The organism is Enterococcus durans, from assembly GCF_002277935.1.
Lineage (GTDB): Bacteria > Bacillota > Bacilli > Lactobacillales > Enterococcaceae > Enterococcus_B > Enterococcus_B durans.
Genome location: NZ_CP022930.1, coordinates 744,803 through 762,024, shown reverse-complemented (window position 1 = coordinate 762,024; position 17,222 = coordinate 744,803). Strand labels below are relative to the sequence as shown.

General features: G+C 37.8%; 11 protein-coding genes and 1 CRISPR repeat array. Of the genes, 10 read left to right on the top strand and 1 reads right to left on the bottom strand.

Annotation, left to right across the window (positions count from 1 at the left end; translation table 11 throughout):
* The first annotated feature begins 73 nt into the window (after positions 1–73).
* From cas9 to CJZ72_RS03640, 6 genes are all read left to right on the top strand, one after another.
* Entirely contained in the window at positions 74–4,078 is a 4,005-nt protein-coding gene (gene cas9, locus CJZ72_RS03665) for a type II CRISPR RNA-guided endonuclease Cas9 (protein ID WP_095443635.1), read from the top strand.
* A complete protein-coding gene (gene cas1 / locus CJZ72_RS03660; RefSeq protein WP_081134166.1) occupies positions 4,060–4,926 on the top strand; it encodes a type II CRISPR-associated endonuclease Cas1 in 867 nt (288 codons plus the stop codon). The genes cas9 and cas1 overlap by 19 nt, the downstream gene beginning before the upstream one ends.
* Positions 4,923–5,267: a CRISPR-associated endonuclease Cas2 gene (gene cas2 / locus CJZ72_RS03655; protein ID WP_005877885.1), complete on the top strand. Its 345-nt coding sequence runs from the start codon at positions 4,923–4,925 to the stop codon at positions 5,265–5,267. The genes cas1 and cas2 overlap by 4 nt, the downstream gene beginning before the upstream one ends.
* On the top strand, positions 5,257–5,901 hold the full coding sequence (gene csn2 / locus CJZ72_RS03650) for a type II-A CRISPR-associated protein Csn2 (RefSeq protein ID WP_081134226.1): 645 nt from the start codon (positions 5,257–5,259) through the stop codon (positions 5,899–5,901). Before cas2 ends, csn2 begins: the two co-directional genes overlap by 11 nt.
* Before the next feature lie 122 nt (positions 5,902–6,023).
* Positions 6,024–6,389: a CRISPR direct-repeat array (repeat unit 36 nt; unit sequence GTTTTAGAGCTATGTTGTTTTGAATGCTTCCAAAAC).
* Positions 6,390–6,552: 163 nt separating this feature from the next.
* Complete coding sequence (locus tag CJZ72_RS03645; protein ID WP_081134227.1) at positions 6,553–6,924, top strand: DUF1622 domain-containing protein; 372 nt, start codon at positions 6,553–6,555, stop codon at positions 6,922–6,924.
* Complete coding sequence (locus CJZ72_RS03640; RefSeq protein WP_081134167.1) at positions 6,914–7,273, top strand: DUF1622 domain-containing protein; 360 nt, start codon at positions 6,914–6,916, stop codon at positions 7,271–7,273. Before CJZ72_RS03645 ends, CJZ72_RS03640 begins: the two co-directional genes overlap by 11 nt.
* 330 nt (positions 7,274–7,603) lie before the next feature.
* Here CJZ72_RS03640 and CJZ72_RS03635 read toward each other — a convergent pair whose 3' ends face one another.
* Positions 7,604–9,025 carry a DNA-binding protein gene (locus tag CJZ72_RS03635; protein ID WP_081134168.1) on the bottom strand — a complete coding sequence of 474 codons (1,422 nt, stop codon included), beginning with the start codon at positions 9,023–9,025 and terminating at the stop codon, positions 7,604–7,606.
* 492 nt (positions 9,026–9,517) lie between these two features.
* On the opposite strand from CJZ72_RS03635, the gene tdc reads away from it, so the two are divergent.
* The 4 genes from tdc to CJZ72_RS03615 all read left to right on the top strand — a co-directional run bounded on the left by tdc (position 9,518) and on the right by CJZ72_RS03615 (position 17,058).
* Complete coding sequence (gene tdc, locus CJZ72_RS03630) at positions 9,518–11,350, top strand: tyrosine decarboxylase (RefSeq protein ID WP_081134169.1); 1,833 nt, start codon at positions 9,518–9,520, stop codon at positions 11,348–11,350.
* A gap of 233 nt (positions 11,351–11,583) precedes the next feature.
* The gene (locus tag CJZ72_RS03625) at positions 11,584–13,014 is read left to right on the top strand and encodes an amino acid permease (protein ID WP_081134170.1); all 1,431 of its coding nucleotides are present in this window, start codon (positions 11,584–11,586) and stop codon (positions 13,012–13,014) included.
* Between the two features lie 16 nt (positions 13,015–13,030).
* Positions 13,031–14,371, top strand: coding sequence for an amino acid permease (locus CJZ72_RS03620; protein WP_081134171.1), 1,341 nt, complete (start codon positions 13,031–13,033; stop codon positions 14,369–14,371).
* A gap of 158 nt (positions 14,372–14,529) precedes the next feature.
* Positions 14,530–17,058, top strand: a complete 2,529-nt coding sequence (locus CJZ72_RS03615; protein ID WP_081134172.1) for an HAD-IC family P-type ATPase — start codon at positions 14,530–14,532, stop codon at positions 17,056–17,058.
* Positions 17,059–17,222: the final 164 nt, after the last annotated feature.

Below are 17,222 nucleotides of genomic sequence, written 5' to 3'. Positions count from 1 at the left end.
GGAGCGGATTCTTCCAAGAGTGGACAATCAGAATTTTTGCAGTTTTGATCAGAAATGAGAGGGTGAAGAGTGAATGGCAAAGGATTATACGATAGGATTAGAAATTGGAACGAATTCAGTAGGTTGGGCGGTCATCACAGATGAGTATCGCTTGATGGCGAAGAAAATGTCTATCCATGGAAATACCGAGAAGAAAAAGGTGAAAAAGAATTTTTGGGGCGCACGTTTGTTTGACGAAGGGCAAACAGCTGAGGCTAGAAGAAGTAAACGGACAACACGCCGAAGATTGATGCGCAGAAGAAACCGTATATTGGAATTGCAAAAAATCTTTGCAGAAGAAATCTTGAAAATAGATACCAATTTTTTTGTACGATTGGACGAAAGCTTTTTGAATCCAGAGGACAAACAGTATACTCGTTTTCCGATCTTCCCCACAATGGCAGAAGAAAAATCGTATTATCAAACATACCCAACAATTTATCACTTGCGTCAGAAATTAGCTGATTCAACGGAAAAAGCAGACATCCGATTGGTGTATCTTGCTTTAGCACATATCATCAAATACCGTGGACATTTTTTATTTGAAGGAGAATTGGATACAGAAAATACTTCTGTGGAAGAAACATTTAAAGACTTTCTTGAGATCTATAATGAACAATTTGAACAAGCCAGTGCTTTCTACGAAGGTATTGCTGTGATTCTGACGGAAAAACTTTCTAAAACTAAAAAAGTAGAGAAAATACTTCAGTACTATCCTACGGAAAAGACGAATGGATGCCTTGCTCAATTCTTAAAATTGATCGTGGGGAATCAAGGAAGTTTCAAACAAGTTTTTGACTTGGATGAAGAGGCTAAAATCCAACTATCGAAAGAAAGTTATGAAGAAGAGCTTGAAAGTCTCTTAGAAAAAAGTGGCGAAGAATTTCGTGATGTATTTCTTCAGGCAAAAAAGGTATATGACGCTATTTTACTTTCAGACATCCTCTCAACGAAAAAACAGAACTCAAAAGCAAAATTATCATTGGGAATGATCGAGCGGTATGACAGTCATAAAAAAGACTTAGAAGAACTAAAACAGTTCGTGAAGGCCAACCTTCCTGAAAAAACAGCAATTTTTTTCAAAGACAGTTCAAAAAACGGTTACGCTGGCTATATTGATGGAAAAACAACACAAGAGGACTTTTATAAATTTCTCAAAAAAGAATTGAATGGTATCGTAGGTAGCGAGCGTTTCATGGAAAAAGTCGATCAGGAAAATTTTTTATTGAAACAACGAACGACTGCGAATGGTGTCATTCCTCATCAAGTACACTTAACCGAACTCAAGGCAATCATTGAACGTCAAAAGCCATACTACCCGTTTTTAGAAGAAGCACGTGATAAAATGATCCATTTGCTGACTTTCCGCATTCCTTACTATGTAGGTCCTTTGGCACAAGGTGAAGAAACCAGTTCATTTGCGTGGTTGGAAAGAAAAACACCAGAGAAAGTAACGCCATGGAACGCAACAGAAGTGATTGATTACAGTGCTTCAGCAATGAAATTCATCCAACGAATGATCAATTATGATACGTACCTTCCAACAGAAAAAGTGTTGCCTAAACATAGTATACTTTACCAAAAATACACTATATTCAATGAGCTAACCAAGGTAGCCTATAAGGATGAACGAGGGATAAAACACCAATTTTCAAGTAAAGAAAAACGAGAAATCTTCAAAGAACTTTTTCAAAAACAACGAAAAGTAACAGTGAAGAAACTACAACAGTTTCTTTCTGCTAACTACAATATTGAAGATGCAGAAATTTTAGGAGTTGATAAAGCATTCAATTCCTCCTATGCGACATACCATGATTTTTTGGATCTAGCAAAACCCAATACAGAAAGAGTAGCAGAGTTGCTAGAACAGCCTGAAATGAACGCAATGTTCGAAGATATCGTGAAGATACTCACTATTTTTGAAGATCGTGAAATGATCCGAACACAACTGAAAAAATATCAGAGTGTCTTGGGGGATGGATTCTTTAAAAAATTAGTAAAGAAACATTACACTGGTTGGGGACGTTTGTCTGAACGATTGATCAATGGGATCAGAGACAAAAAAACGAATAAAACGATCCTTGATTATCTGATCGATGATGATGATTTTCCTTACAATCGTAATCGCAACTTTATGCAATTGATCAATGATGACAGTCTATCGTTCAAAGAAGAATTAGCAAACGAACTGGCTTTGGCAGGCAATCAGTCATTACTAGAAGTGGTCGAGGCGCTCCCAGGCAGCCCAGCGATCAAAAAAGGTATCTGGCAAACACTTAAGATCGTTGAAGAATTGATTGAAATCATTGGCTACAACCCAAAAAATATCGTAGTTGAGATGGCTCGAGAGAACCAACGAACGAATCGTTCAAAACCACGCTTGAAAGCATTGGAAGAAGCATTAAAAAGCTTTGATAGCCCTCTATTAAAAGAGCAACCCGTAGACAATCAAGCACTTCAAAAAGACCGTTTATATCTTTACTATTTGCAAAACGGTAAAGATATGTATACAGGAGAAGCCTTAGATATTGATCGACTTTCGGAATACGATATCGATCACATCGTTCCAAGAAGCTTTATCGTGGATAACTCGATCGATAATAAAGTATTGGTATCCTCCAAAGAAAATCGTCTGAAAATGGATGATGTTCCAGGTGAAAAAGTCGTTATTCATATGAGAAGATATTGGGAAAAATTATTGAGAGCCAATTTGATCAGTGAAAGAAAATTCGCTTATTTGACTAAACTGGAGTTGACACCTGAAGACAAGGCGCGATTTATTCAACGACAATTAGTGGAAACCAGACAGATCACTAAGCATGTTGCTGCTATTTTGGATCAATACTTCAATCAACCAGAAGAAAGCAAGGATAAAGGTATTCGGATCATCACCCTAAAATCATCCTTAGTCAGTCAGTTTCGAAAAACTTTTGGCATCCATAAAGTGCGAGAAATCAACAACCATCACCATGCACACGATGCATATTTGAATGGGGTAGTAGCAATTGCGTTACTCAAAAAATATCCAAAACTTGAACCTGAATTTGTGTATGGAAATTATACTAAATTCAATTTGGCAACAGAAAATAAAGCAACGGCGAAAAAAGAATTTTACTCGAATATTCTAAGATTCTTTGAAAAAGAAGAATACTCTTATGATGAAAATGGTGAGATTTTCTGGGATAAAGCAAGACATATTCCGCAGATCAAAAAGGTCATCAGCTCACATCAAGTCAATATCGTCAAAAAAGTCGAAGTACAAACAGGTGGTTTTTACAAAGAAACGGTAAATCCGAAAGGAAAACCAGATAAACTGATCCAAAGAAAAGCTGGCTGGGATGTTTCGAAATATGGTGGATTTGGCAGTCCAGTGGTGGCTTATGCCGTTGCGTTTATTTACGAAAAAGGAAAGGCACGCAAAAAAGCAAAAGCAATCGAAGGAATCACTATCATGGAGCAGTCCTTATTTGAACAAGACCCAATTGGCTTTTTAAGTAACAAAGGATACTCAAATGTTACCAAATTTATTAAATTGCCCAAGTATACATTATATGAACTAGAAAATGGACGGCGAAGAATGGTTGCTAGCCACAAGGAAGCACAAAAAGCCAATTCGTTTATTTTACCGGAAAAATTAGTGACATTGCTTTACCATGCCCAACACTATGATGAAATCGCCCATAAAGAAAGTTTTGACTATGTAAACGATCATCTCTCTGAATTTCGTGAGATCCTAGATCAGGTAATCGATTTTTCGAACAGATATACGATAGCTGCTAAAAATACAGAAAAAATCGCTGAATTATTTGAGCAAAACCAAGAATCAACTGCCCAAAATCTAGCGCAATCCTTTATCAATCTCATGCAGTTAAATGCGATGGGTGCTCCTGCAGATTTCAAGTTTTTTGATGTGATCATTCCGAGAAAACGTTATACGAGTTTAACAGAAATATGGGAATCAACGATTATCTATCAATCAATTACTGGACTACGCGAAACTAGGACAAGGATGGCGACTCTATGGGATGGCGAACAGTAATCATCAATACGCATTCGAAGTTGACCTATACGAACAATCATTTGATTTTTAAAAATGCACAAAAAATCGAGAAGATCCATCTTTCGGAAATCGACATTTTAGTGTTAGAAACAACCGATATCACATTGACGACGATGTTGGTGAAACGCCTGATGGATGAAAAAATCTTAGTGATTTTCTGTGATGATAAACGACTACCAACGGCGAAACTGCTGCCATTTTATGGAAGACATGACAGCAGTTTGCAACTGCCAAAGCAAATTCAATGGACGCCAGAGCTAAAAGGAACTGTTTGGACAGACATCATTGCGCAAAAGATCCAAAACCAGTATAACCTTTTGCAAGTAAATGGCTTTCATGAAAAAGCGGAAGCTTTATCAACTTTAAAAAATGGGTTAGAAATATTTGATCCCACAAATCGGGAAGGACATTCAGCGAGAATCTATTTTCAAACATTGTTTGGTACTAAGTTTTCGCGGGAGTCCGCTTCAGAATTAAATGCTAGCTTAAACTACGGCTATACTCTACTAATGAGCCTATTTGCAAGGGAAATCGTTAAGAATGGATGTATGACACAATTTGGCTTGAAGCATGCCAATCAGTTCAATGATTTTAATCTCGCAAGTGATTTGATGGAACCGTTTCGCCCTTTAGTGGATCAAATCGTATTTGCGTATCGAGAAAAAGAATTTCCGATTATCAAAAGAAGATTGTTTGATTTGTTCTCGGAAAAGTATCTGTATGGTAAGAAAGAAATGTTTTTGACCAACATCGTGGCTGATTATACTAACAAGGTAGTCAAGGTGTTAAACAATGATCTGAAAGGAGTTCCTCAATTTAGGATATGAGCTACCGCTATATGAGAATGATATTGATGTTTGACATGCCCACTGATACCAGTGACGACCGTAAAGCTTATCGAAGATTTAGAAAATTTTTGTTAAGTGAAGGGTTTATTATGCACCAGTTCTCTGTATACAGTAAGTTGTTGCTGAATGATACTGCGAACAAAGCAATGTTGGGACGATTAAGAACCAATAATCCTAAAAAGGGATTGATCACGTTATTGACGGTTACGGAAAAACAATTTGCACGAATGGTTTATTTGAATGGCGTGAGGGATGTTAGTACAGCTAATTCTGATCAGCGTGTGGTGTTTCTTGGGGAGGATGCAGATGATGAATCTTAATTTTCCAATACTGGATCAACCAGTAAAAATTGAAAAAGGCACATTCTTCGTTATTGAAGATGTAGCAGTATTTGCCAATCTCACTAAATGTCTTTATAGATATGAAGAAGGAGAGTTGAAATTATTCAACGACCAGTATCAAAAATTGAAAGCAACAGAAATAATGGTCGTGACGGATATTTTAGGATTCGATGTAAATTCAGCACCAGTTTTAAAATTGATCTATGCGGATCTGGAGCAACAGTTGAATGAAAAAGTTGAAGTAAAATCCATGATCGACAAATTGACCACTACGATCAGCGAATTGATCGACTACGAGCTATTGGATCATGAATTGGATTTGGAAAGTGATGAAATCACGGTATTAGAGCTGTTTAAAGCACTTGGTGTAAAAATTGAAACGCACAGTGATACCATCTTTGAGAAAATATTGGAGATATTGCAAGTATACAAATATCTATCTAAAAAGAAATTACTAGTTTTCGTCAATACATGCGCTTATTTTACGTTAAAGGAGCTATTGGAGATACAAAATTACATCTCTTTGTACAACATGGATGTTTTATTTCTTGAACCACGTAAAATTGAGGGAGTCCCTCAAAAGGTTTTAGATAAAGACTATTTTTTGACATAAAAACTATGCTAAAATGAACTTAAGAACGAATGACTTGAAGCAGTCATTCAGCATTCAAGACGAAAGTTTTGCTATGGACGAGTAGTTCGGTGATAAATCACGTAGAAAAAATTTTCTGCGAGGTTTTAGAGCTATGTTGTTTTGAATGCTTCCAAAACATTTAGAAAAAAAATAATTAATCGAGATCAGTTTTAGAGCTATGTTGTTTTGAATGCTTCCAAAACAAATGGTTAGTGAAATCATTGAACTAACAAGTTTTAGAGCTATGTTGTTTTGAATGCTTCCAAAACAGCAAGCATTAGATATTAGTAAGCAAGCTAGTTTTAGAGCTATGTTGTTTTGAATGCTTCCAAAACGAGTCGATTAGGATTAAAACGGCAACGGATGTTTTAGAGCTATGTTGTTTTGAATGCTTCCAAAACTCTTTCGCATGATTGATTCTGCCTCCTCTTGTTTTAGAGCTATGTTGTTTTGAATGCTTCCAAAACAGAGCTAGGATTGATTGCTACAGTGGGTGTGTTTTAGAGCTATGTTATTTGAATGTCTAGAGGATGAAGAATAGATGACCGAGGGGTTGTTTATTCTTTTTTTCATATAATTGGACGGCGATGCTTTCTGTTAGTAACATAAAGGAGAAGGGTGGTTGGGGATATGTTTGATTCAACGTTGATGGTTTGCTTAGATTGGCTGATGACGATTTTAAATCTTGCTTCGATCATTATTTTAGTGGTCGGTGTTTTTTTAGTATTAAAAACGTTGTTTGATTGGCGGACTTTGAAGAAAGATTATGGACAGCGAAATAGTCGCAATGCAGAGATTCGCAAATTGTTGGCTAGTTATATTTTATTAAGTTTAGAAGTTTTAGTGGTGGCAGATATCATTGAATCTGTCATCAAACCAACTTGGACAGATATTTTAAAACTTGCTTTGATTATTTTGATCCGTACGATCATTTCGTATTTCTTGAATTTAGAGATTAAAGAACAACAACGAGCGAAGGCGGGGATGACAGATGAAAGCTGAGATGATCGATGGATTGGCTCCTTATTTGGAGTGGTTAGTACTACTGATCGATCTATTTGCGATTGGGCTTCTTTTATGGGGGGCGTGGTTAGCATTGAAAGATTTTATCTTTTTCTCATTGGATAAAAAAATGGCGAAAGAAGAACGAATCTTTCAAAATAATGCGATCAAGAAGATGTTGGGCGGCTACATTCTCTTAAGCCTGGAAATCCTGATTTCAGCTGGGATCATTGAGTCAATCATCAAACCGACATTGCAGGATATCTTTCAATTGGCGGCATTGGTGGTTATCCGAACAGTTATTTCGTATTTCTTGAATAAAGAAATTGGTTCAGTAGAAACACAATAAGTAAGGGGAAAACTGTTCTCATTTCCTCTAAATCCCATGGAGCAGTTGAAGTAAATACTTCGAAAAATAGACCAAAGAGAGTGGAACAAAAGTAAGAAACACTTTTGTCCCACTCTTTAAAAACGAATAAACGGTGGGAGCAGAAGCAACTCCTTCTTAAATAAGCCGAAATTCACAAAAATTTGAAAAGTAATTTTCGTTCATTTCTTTTTATTTCTCGGAGTTAAACACTTCTGTCTCAGCCTCTCTTTTTATGCCTTGAGATGTTATTAAGGATTGTTACTGAAATAAATAGGCAATAGTGGACATCTTAAACCAAGGCTTGAAATATCACTTTACAGCTAAGACGATCGCTTTTTCAATGGTATCGACAGAAACAGGTATGATACCGGAAAAAGGGATAGCATCTGGTGTATAAAGTGTACGTTCACACAAGATCTTGGTATTTTCTTTTGTTGCGAGTGTTTTCAACTCTTCGGTAAGTTGATTATAGATAGTGGGTTCTACATGAAGGATACAGGTAGTTACTTTTTCCAAAGCCTCGCGATAAATCAAATAGCGAACATCTGAGTTAGTGACGATATAGATATGAAAGCGAGATTTGTCGAGACGTAAAATGCCACTTAGTTCAATAATAAATGCATCTAAACTATTATTATTGATTCTTAGATCATAAGGTAATCGTGCTTGCCATTGTTGAAATAAAGGAAGTACCTCTGCCAATAATCGGTGTTGTTCCTCTGATAAAAGATAAAACTTTTCTGGCATAAATAATTGATAGTTGTCCCAAGTAGAGCGCATCAAGCGGATCAATGCACGCTCGAATGCTTTATTTCCAAGAAAGGGGTAATCGAAATGAGTTTCAAATCGGTGGATCAACTCTTTGATTTCCTGACTATCTTCAATAAAGACTTGATGTAATTGGCGAAAATCTTCTTCGATTGCTTCATAAGAATCAAAACCGTAATCACATAAGTTGAATAGCACTAAGACAAAATAGAATTCATCGGGTACATAATGATTTTTGAGATTCGTTTTTTCCCATATCTCTTTTACATAAGCATAGATCGGGCGCTTTTGGATTTCTTCGATGAAATGAGCATTCGTCGATAGAGGCCAAGTACGCTGACTGATATAACTAACTACTAGCCCCATACGTAGAATTTCCCGATTTTCTTTATCATAGATCCGACCGCATTTCGCTGTTAAAGAGTCAATAAAAGTTTCGACTTCGTCCCAATAATCTGGCGGTAAAGCAGGTACTTTTAGGATGCCTGTTCGATAAGCGACATTCAGGAGCAACAATCTGCGTTCGATTTCTGTAAATTTAGGGGAACAATGTTCGATCTTGATTCCGCAATCGGAAAAATAGTCAAGAACTTGCTTTTTTAATGAATAGGCTTTGCTGACAGAAACAAATTCTACTTCTGTTAATTGGATATAGTCTGGCTCTTCTTCTAAATACAACTGGACTGTTTTTAGAAATAAAGAAGGGCGAGCTAGTTGCTGCATCAAATGGAATCGTGGAACATCTGGCGTGAAATATAAAGAATAATGATCTTTATCTCTTGTTGCATAGATCACATCTGGTGCTAATTCTTTTTTCAATGCTTTGATATCGTTCAATAAAGTTGTTTTGCAGACTCGTAATAATTTTGAGGTCGTATCCAAGTCGATTTCTTTCGTTGTGTAGAATTGGCCGCAAAGAAACAATTGACGTAAAATGTTTTTTTCTAAATAGGCTTCAATCATTAAGACTCCTCCACATTGTAAATAATTGAGCAAATGCATATTAATTATGCCATGTTTCGAAAGTGAAAACATGAATATTTTTCTGAAATGTCTTTTTATTCGCTTTTTTAAGGCTTTTTTTGTTATAAAAAATGAAATAATAAAAAAATATAGAGAAAAAATGAATGTGAAAATTAAACAAATGCATAATAGAATAGATGGAGATGCGAATGAAATGATAAGAAAGACTTTTATTGTTCATTTTTAAAATAATTTGCTTTTATTGTAGAAGTGATTGGCAACATTCATAGGATTTGAATGTTCGGCTTTACAAAAAGAAAATTCAGAAAAATCTAACTTTATTTCTTTTTTTTAGAAATCAGCCTGTTTTTTAACTTGTTATAAAAAAAATTATCTCATTTTTTGGGTCTATAGTCAGTTGTGTGATACAGATGCACGAAACATCTGCAGTTGCAACACGTTGGCCAACGAAAAAAATGGAGGTAATGAAACATGAAAGATATGGATATCAAAGCCGTCTTTATTGGCGACAAAGCAGAAAATGGTGCAGTTTACAAAATGTTATTGAACAAGATGGTCGATGAACATCTTGGATGGAGAGAAAACTACCTTCCTAGTGATCTTCCTGCAATCAGCGAGGAAGATAAATTGGCTCCACGATACATCGCCACCCGAGAACGAATGATGACAGTGTTGGATGAAGTCAGTGAACGGATGCGTGCTGGTTCGATTCCTTGGCATTCTGCCGGTCGTTATTGGGGGCAAATGAATGCAGAAACGTTGATGCCTTCCTTACTAGCTTATAATTATGCCATGCTTTGGAATCCTAATAACGTTGCCTTAGAATCCTCAATGGCTACCTCACAAATGGAAGCAGAGGTTGGTCAAGACTTTGCCGAATTATTCAATATGACAGATGGTTGGGGCCATATTACAGCGGATGGATCGATTGCCAATTTAGAAGGTCTGTGGTACGCACGTTGTATCAAATCAATTCCATTAGCGGTGAAAGACGTCTTCCCAGAAAAAGTTGAGAATAAGACAGAATGGGAATTGTTGAACCTTTCTGTTGAAGAAATACTCGAAATGATCGAAACATTTACAGATGAAGAGCTGGATGCAGTGAAAGCCGCATCTTCTCGTAGCGGAAAACATATCCAAGAATTAGGTAAATGGCTCGTGCCACAAACCAAACATTATTCATGGATGAAGGCTCTAGATATTTGTGGAGTAGGACTAGATCAAATGATCGCTATCCCAGTACAAGAAGATTATCGCATGGATGTGGCGGTATTAGAAAAGACGATCCGCGAGTTATCCGAACAAAAAGTCCCTATTCTTGGTGTCGTAGCTGTGGTTGGAACGACAGAAGAAGGGCAAGTTGACAGCGTTGATAAAATCGTAGAATTACGTGAAAAATTACGAGGAGAAGGGATCTATTTCTATCTCCATGTCGATGCAGCATATGGTGGTTATGCTCGTTCCTTATTCTTGAATGAAGCAGGTGAATTTGTTCCTTATGAATCATTGACTGAGTTCTTCGAGGAACATCAAGTATTTCATCATCAAGTGAAAATCGATAAGAGTGTTTATGATGGCTTTAAGGCAATCACTGAAGCGGACTCTGTGACGATCGATCCTCATAAAATGGGGTATGTTCCTTATGCAGCTGGCGGTATCGTCATCAAACATAAAAATATGCGGAACATCATTTCTTATTTTGCCCCTTATGTTTTTGAAAAATCAGTCAAAGCGCCTGATATGTTAGGTGCATATATTCTAGAAGGATCAAAAGCTGGAGCAACAGCCGCCGCAGTCTGGACAGCTCATCGGGTCTTACCGTTGAATGTGACAGGATATGGGCAATTGATTGGTGCATCGATCGAAGCTGCGCAACGTTTCAGAGAATTCTTAGGTCAATTAAGCTTTACAGTCAAAGGGAAAACAATCGAAGTTCATCCATTGAATCATCCTGATTTCAACATGGTCGACTGGGTATTCAAAGTCCAAGATTGCACAGATTTGAAGAAGATCAACGACTTAAATGAAAAAATGTTTGATGTCTCTTCTTATATGGATGGAGATGTGTATGATGAACGCTTTATTACTTCACATACGACCTTTACAAAAGCAGATTATGGTGATTCGCCAGTGAAATTTATTGAAAGCCTAGGACTCTCAAAAGAGGAATGGCAAAAAGAACAACAAGTGACTTTGTTGAGAGCCGCAATCATGACGCCTTATTTGAATGATGATAAGATTTTTAAATTTTATACAGATGCGATCACAAAAGCCATTGAAAAGAAATTGAACGAATTACTATAAAAAAACGAATCGTTGAACCGTCTAGCAATGAATGAAAGACACTTCCCCAGCTTGCCCACAGGAGATCATAAAAGTAAGTATCCATAAGAAAAACGTCAATATTTATTTTTCAAAATTGCACGTGTATTTTGACTGATATAAAAAGCGTTCTTGCTGTTATGATCTCATTCCCCCTGTGGCATTCAGAAAGCTAGACGGTTTATTTGTCTGTGATAGAAAGAAGGAAAAATAAAATGGCGGATTCAAAATCCAAACAAATTACCACGCTGACCTTTATTGGGATGACTTGTGCGCTTGTTGCTAGTGTCCGAAATATCCCAGATGTGGCTGCAACTGGCTGGACGATGTTGTTTTACATGCTTGTGGCGGTATTATTCTATGCGTTTCCGATTTCATTGATCTCTGGAGAGTTTGCCGGGATGTTTCCACAAAATGGTGGGCCAGAGTTGTGGGTATCTAATTCTTTAGGAAGAAAATGGGGTTTTGTTGTTTCTTGGCTTCTATGGGTCCAAATGTTTCCTGGAATGGTGATGGTTGCTTCTGCTCTTGCGCCATTATTTGGAAATATCATCGACAACGTGCCACTTGGGTTGAATAGCAAGTTTACGTTAGTTGTGATCTTAGTTGTTTATTGGATCGTTACCTTATTGAATTTGAAATTCGATATGGCAAAGATCGGCGGAAAGATTGGTGTCTGGCTAGGACTATATATTCCTTTAGCGATGATGCTTCTATTAGGCATCATTACTTGGATCAAGGTGGGTATTTTACCACATGGCACATTAGGAAGTTTCTCATGGGAAAAATTGATTCCTGATGCGAAAACAGCTAGCTCATTTGTTTATTTTGCACCAATCATGTTTATTTTTACTGGGATCGAAATGTCTTCTGTTTATATTACTCGTCTTAAAAATCCAGTGAAAACTTATATTCGCGGGATTTTTGCTGCTTTGATTTTCTTATTTTTGGTGAATACGCTAAATGCGCTAGTTGTAGCGAATGTGGTACCAAAAGGACAAATGGAATTAAACAATATTGCTCAATCTATCTCCATCTATTGTCAAATCTTGGGGTTACCACATATCATCGTGAATATTTTCAGTCTGCTTGTTTTTGTCGGAGTTGCTGTACAGTTGTCTGCTTGGGCTTCGGGACCTGCGAAAACAGTTACCGCAAGTGCCAGAAAAGGAGCTTACCCACCAAAATTCAACTTTTGGAAAACGAATCAATTTGATGTTTCAAAATCAGTGATTTTAACTCAATCAACAATTATTTCGATTTTTGCATTGTTTTATCTATTGATTCCTGGAGTCAATCAAGCTTTCTTGATGTTAGTCAATTCAACCACAGTTATCTATTGTATCGTCTATGTGATCATGGGGATCGCTATCTTGAAATTAAGACAGGCTCATCCTGAATACAAACGACCATTTAGAATTGGCAAAAAAGGAAGCAATAGCAATCTAGGTGCTTGGATCGTTGTCCTTATCTTGTTTACAGCGATTGTATTTTCTGTGGGATTGACGATGAAAGCAGGCACATTGATCAACTTGATTGCAGTGACTGCGATCAGCCTTGTCTTATTTTTTGCACCTTTAGGTATCGAAAAAATCAGAAAACCATCATGGGAGCAAGAAGTAACTGACAAATTGAACAAAGAATAAAGAAAAGGTGAGTAAGATGGAACGAACAACAATGAAGAAAGCTTTAACGAATCGAAATATCCAAATGATTGCGCTAGGAGGTGCGATCGGTACAGGATTATTTTTAGGTTCTGCTAAAGCAATCCGATTGGCTGGACCGGCTGTCTTACTCACTTATTTTATTTGTGGAATTGCTATTTATAGTTTGATGCACGCAATGGGTGATCTATTTTTAACGAATAGCGACTTTCAATCGATCGGTGATTTCATTCATTACTATCTGGGTGACCGTTGGGCTTTTTTTGTCAATTGGACGTATTGGTTATGTTGGATGGCAGCAGGGTTAACGGAATTAACGGCGATAGGATTGTATATTCGCTTTTGGTTTCCTGACAGTTCGCCATTACTTAGCGGAATCCTCGTTCTTAGTGTGTTGGTCGTCGTCAATATTGTTGCTGTACGCTGGTTTGGCGAATTAGAATCATTTTTTTCTACGATCAAGATTTTTGGGATCTTCCTATTTATTTTGTTGGGTATCGGTATCAGCATCTGGCATTTTCAGACACCTCATATTGGAGTCAAGGAGAATTTCGGGACGATTCATTCCTTTTTCCCATTTGGGCTGACAGGAATCGCTACTTCTTTTCCGATGGTATTATTTAGCTTTGCCGGTGTGGAGATGATTGGATTGACAGTAGGGGAAACAAGCGACCCACAAGAAAATTTGAAAAAAGCAATCAAATGTTTACCTGCACGCATTCTTTTTTTCTATATTGGAACGATCGTAGCAATTTTATTGGTTGTCCCTTGGCAAAATCTTGATTTAAAAGAAAGTCCATTGGTCACGATGCTTCAAATGGTCCATTGGAGCAAAGGTGCGGGAATGATCAATTTTATCATCTTGGTGGCTTCCTTATCCTCCACGAATAGTGCAATCTACAGTACAAGTCGTATCTTATATAATACGGCAAAAGAAAAAAATCTCTCCAAATGGTTTTTATTTATTTCTTCCCGCAGTGTACCGCTACATGGCATTTTATTTACAGGTGGTATGTTCTTGCTAGGGTTGTGTCTACACTTTTTTGTTGCAGATAGTCGCATGTTATTTCAATTATTAGCTGGGATGACTACAGTTTGCTTTTTATTTGTTTGGTCTTCGATTCTTTGTGCCCATCTTAAATTGCCAATCAATCTGCTACAAAAAAATCGAGATAAAGTAACGTTTCTTTTCTTCCTTATGGTGGGATTGAGTCTGTTTTTTGAATCAGCTACCCGAATGATTCCATTGATTTCCCTTGGTTGGTTTATTGTCTTGAATCTGATGTATAGAAAAATCCACGTCAGCCATAAAAAAGAAATGAGCGTGGAACAAAAGTAAGAAATACTTTTATCTCATTCTTTAAAAACGAATAAACGGTGGGAGCAGAAGCAACTCCTCTAAAATTATTTATTTCAGGGGTCTCTGAAATAATCGCCGTTCATCCATGGCTCTCCTACGTATAATAAAAGTATCAAATTGAAACAGGAGGGATTGCCATGATGTGGTATAAAGAAACAGTTGACCAGGTGATGCAGACACTTCAGACAACCCAAGATGGATTAGGACAAGAAGAACGGACGAAACGCTTAGCGAAACATGGGTACAATCAAATCGAAGTCAAAAAGAAAGTTCATCCTTTAAGAAAATTTTTCAAGCACTTTACCGATTTGCTGATGATCATACTATTGATTGCGGCTCTTTTGAAATTTTTCACAGGCGATGTGATCGAAGGAAGCATCATTTTAGCTGTGGTCGTCGTGAATAGTTTTGTGGGCTACTGGCAGGAACGTAAAGCAGAAGAATCACTAAATGGATTAAAAGAGATGATGGGGCAAGAAGCTGTGATCTTTACGGAAGGCATCAAAGAACTGGTTGAGGCCAAAGAGCTGATCATTGGAGACATTATCGCTTTAAAAGCTGGCGATGTCGTTCCTGCAGATATTCGACTGGTTGAGGTCCATGACTTCATGGTAGAAGAAGCTGCTTTGACAGGGGAATCGGAAGCTATCGAAAAAACGAGCGCAACGATCAAAAAGAGGGTTGCTACTGGTGACCAAGTGAACATGGCGTTTTCAGGAACGTTAGTACAAACGGGGTCAGCAATTGGCGTAGTGGTTGAAACAGCCAACTCAACAGAAATCGGTAAGATCAACCAAGCACTACAAACGGTAGAACAACAGACCACGCCGCTTGTCAGGAAAATCCATCAGTTGAATAAGCAGATTTTTCGCGGAATCATTTTCTTGAGCCTATTCCTGATTTTCTTCACAACATTCCGCTACGGATTGGAATTGAATTTTCTCTTTTCTACGATCATTGCTTTGATCGTGTCAATGATTCCAGAAGGTTTGCCAGCGGTGTTGACGATGATCCTTTCATTGGGTGTGAATGAAATGGCGAAGGAGCAAGCAATCATCAAAGGATTACCGTCAGTTGAAACTCTCGGCTCAATGACCGTGATTTGTTCGGATAAAACAGGAACCTTAACAAAGAACGAGATGAGTGTTGTAGAGACTCTGACAGATGAGAAAGAAAAGATGATTGCGATCATGAAAAATTGTCAGGAAGCACAAACAAAAGCAGATCAACGTGTAGCAGAATTGAACGGGAATCCGACAGAGTTAGCGCTATTGCGCTACGCTGAAAATGCAGAAGTTTCTTTGGAAAAGTTACACGGAAAACTGCCTTTTAGCTCCAGTTACAAGTATATGGCTACGATGCACGAACACCAAGGTGGGAAAGTCATTTATGTCAAAGGAGCACCGGAAGTATTAATGGCTAAAGCAGACTTAACGGCTGAAAAGTTAAAAGAATGGCAAGAAAAAGCAAAAGCTTTAGCACAGAAAGGGCAACGTGTACTCGGGTTTGCTTATAAAGTGGTCCCGAATGAGCAACCATTAACACATGAAGCGTTAGAGCAATTAACGTTTGTCGGGATCGCTGGCATCATTGATCCGCCTAAAGAAAGTGCAATCAAGGCTGTCAAGGAATGTCAAACTGCAGGGATTTCGGTCAAAATGATCACAGGTGATCACAAAGACACGGCAAAAGCTATTGCAGAGCAGATTGGGTTGAAACATACCACTACTGTATTAGAAGGAATCGACTTGGATCAGCTCTCGGCGGGAGAATTAGCAGTGAAGGTCCAAACAGTGGATGTTTTTGCCAGAACGACACCAGAGCATAAACTCCGAATCGTTGAGGCGCTACAAAAGAATGAGGAAATCGTTGGGATGACAGGTGATGGAGTCAATGACGCTCCAGCTTTAAAGCGAGCAGATGTCGGGATCGCTATGGGAATCAAGGGTAGTGAAGTCAGTAAACAAGCAGCAGATATGGTTTTGGGAGATGATAATTTCCATACGATTGCCAAAGCAGTCAAAGAAGGACGGAGAATTTTAGACAATCTGCAAAAGACGATCAACTTCTTCTTACCAACAGCTTTAGCACAAGGATTGATCATTATCTGGGCACTGTTGGCTAACCAACCACTACCGTTGACGCCTGTACAAATTCTCTGGGTAAATATGGTCACGACGATCACGTTATCCTACGCATTAGGATTCGAACAGGCAGGGAAAGATACGATGACAAGACCACCTAGAGATCCAAAGCAAGGAATTCTCACGAGGTACAATGTTTTTCGAATCTTTTATGTCTCCTTGCTGATCATGATCCCAGCTTACTTTCTGGCAATGCGCTTTGAGGGACAAGCGTTACAGCAAACCATGCTTTTACAAAATATCGTCGGCGCGCAAGCAGTATATATGATCAATTGCCGAGAATTAGTAGATGCTTCCTTGAATAAAAGAATGCTGAAAAACAAAGCATTGTTCATTTCTTTAGGAATCCTTTTCATCCTACAGGCAGCGGTCGTTTATCTTCCCTTCATGCAACACTTGATTGGTACAACCAGTCTTTCACTACAACAGCAACTACCAATCTTATTAAATATCATCATGTTATTTATAATCGTTGAGGTAGAGAAGATAGTTAGTAAGAAAATGATCAAAATGAGAGAATAAATTATCCATGGAAAAGATTTTGTGGAACATCTAACTTATCGAAGACCAACTCCTTGAAATGAGAATGGATTTTTCAAAACATGGAGAGCTGTTTCGAAAAACCCATTCTTATTGCTTGATGCAGACCAGCCTTTTCACAACCTTATCTACGGTGTTCAAAGAGC

Bases quoted from the DNA above. Each gene is read 5' to 3' on its own strand.
- cas9 (WP_095443635.1), top strand. From the start codon at position 74: ATGGCAAAGGATTATACGATAGGATTAGAAATTGGAACGAATTCAGTA.
- cas1 (WP_081134166.1), top strand. From the start codon at position 4,060: ATGGGATGGCGAACAGTAATCATCAATACGCATTCGAAGTTGACCTAT.
- cas2 (WP_005877885.1), top strand. From the start codon at position 4,923: ATGAGCTACCGCTATATGAGAATGATATTGATGTTTGACATGCCCACT.
- csn2 (WP_081134226.1), top strand. From the start codon at position 5,257: ATGAATCTTAATTTTCCAATACTGGATCAACCAGTAAAAATTGAAAAA.
- CJZ72_RS03645 (WP_081134227.1), top strand. From the start codon at position 6,553: ATGTTTGATTCAACGTTGATGGTTTGCTTAGATTGGCTGATGACGATT.
- CJZ72_RS03640 (WP_081134167.1), top strand. From the start codon at position 6,914: ATGAAAGCTGAGATGATCGATGGATTGGCTCCTTATTTGGAGTGGTTA.
- CJZ72_RS03635 (WP_081134168.1), bottom strand. From the start codon at position 9,025: ATGATTGAAGCCTATTTAGAAAAAAACATTTTACGTCAATTGTTTCTT.
- tdc (WP_081134169.1), top strand. From the start codon at position 9,518: ATGAAAGATATGGATATCAAAGCCGTCTTTATTGGCGACAAAGCAGAA.
- CJZ72_RS03625 (WP_081134170.1), top strand. From the start codon at position 11,584: ATGGCGGATTCAAAATCCAAACAAATTACCACGCTGACCTTTATTGGG.
- CJZ72_RS03620 (WP_081134171.1), top strand. From the start codon at position 13,031: ATGGAACGAACAACAATGAAGAAAGCTTTAACGAATCGAAATATCCAA.
- CJZ72_RS03615 (WP_081134172.1), top strand. From the start codon at position 14,530: ATGATGTGGTATAAAGAAACAGTTGACCAGGTGATGCAGACACTTCAG.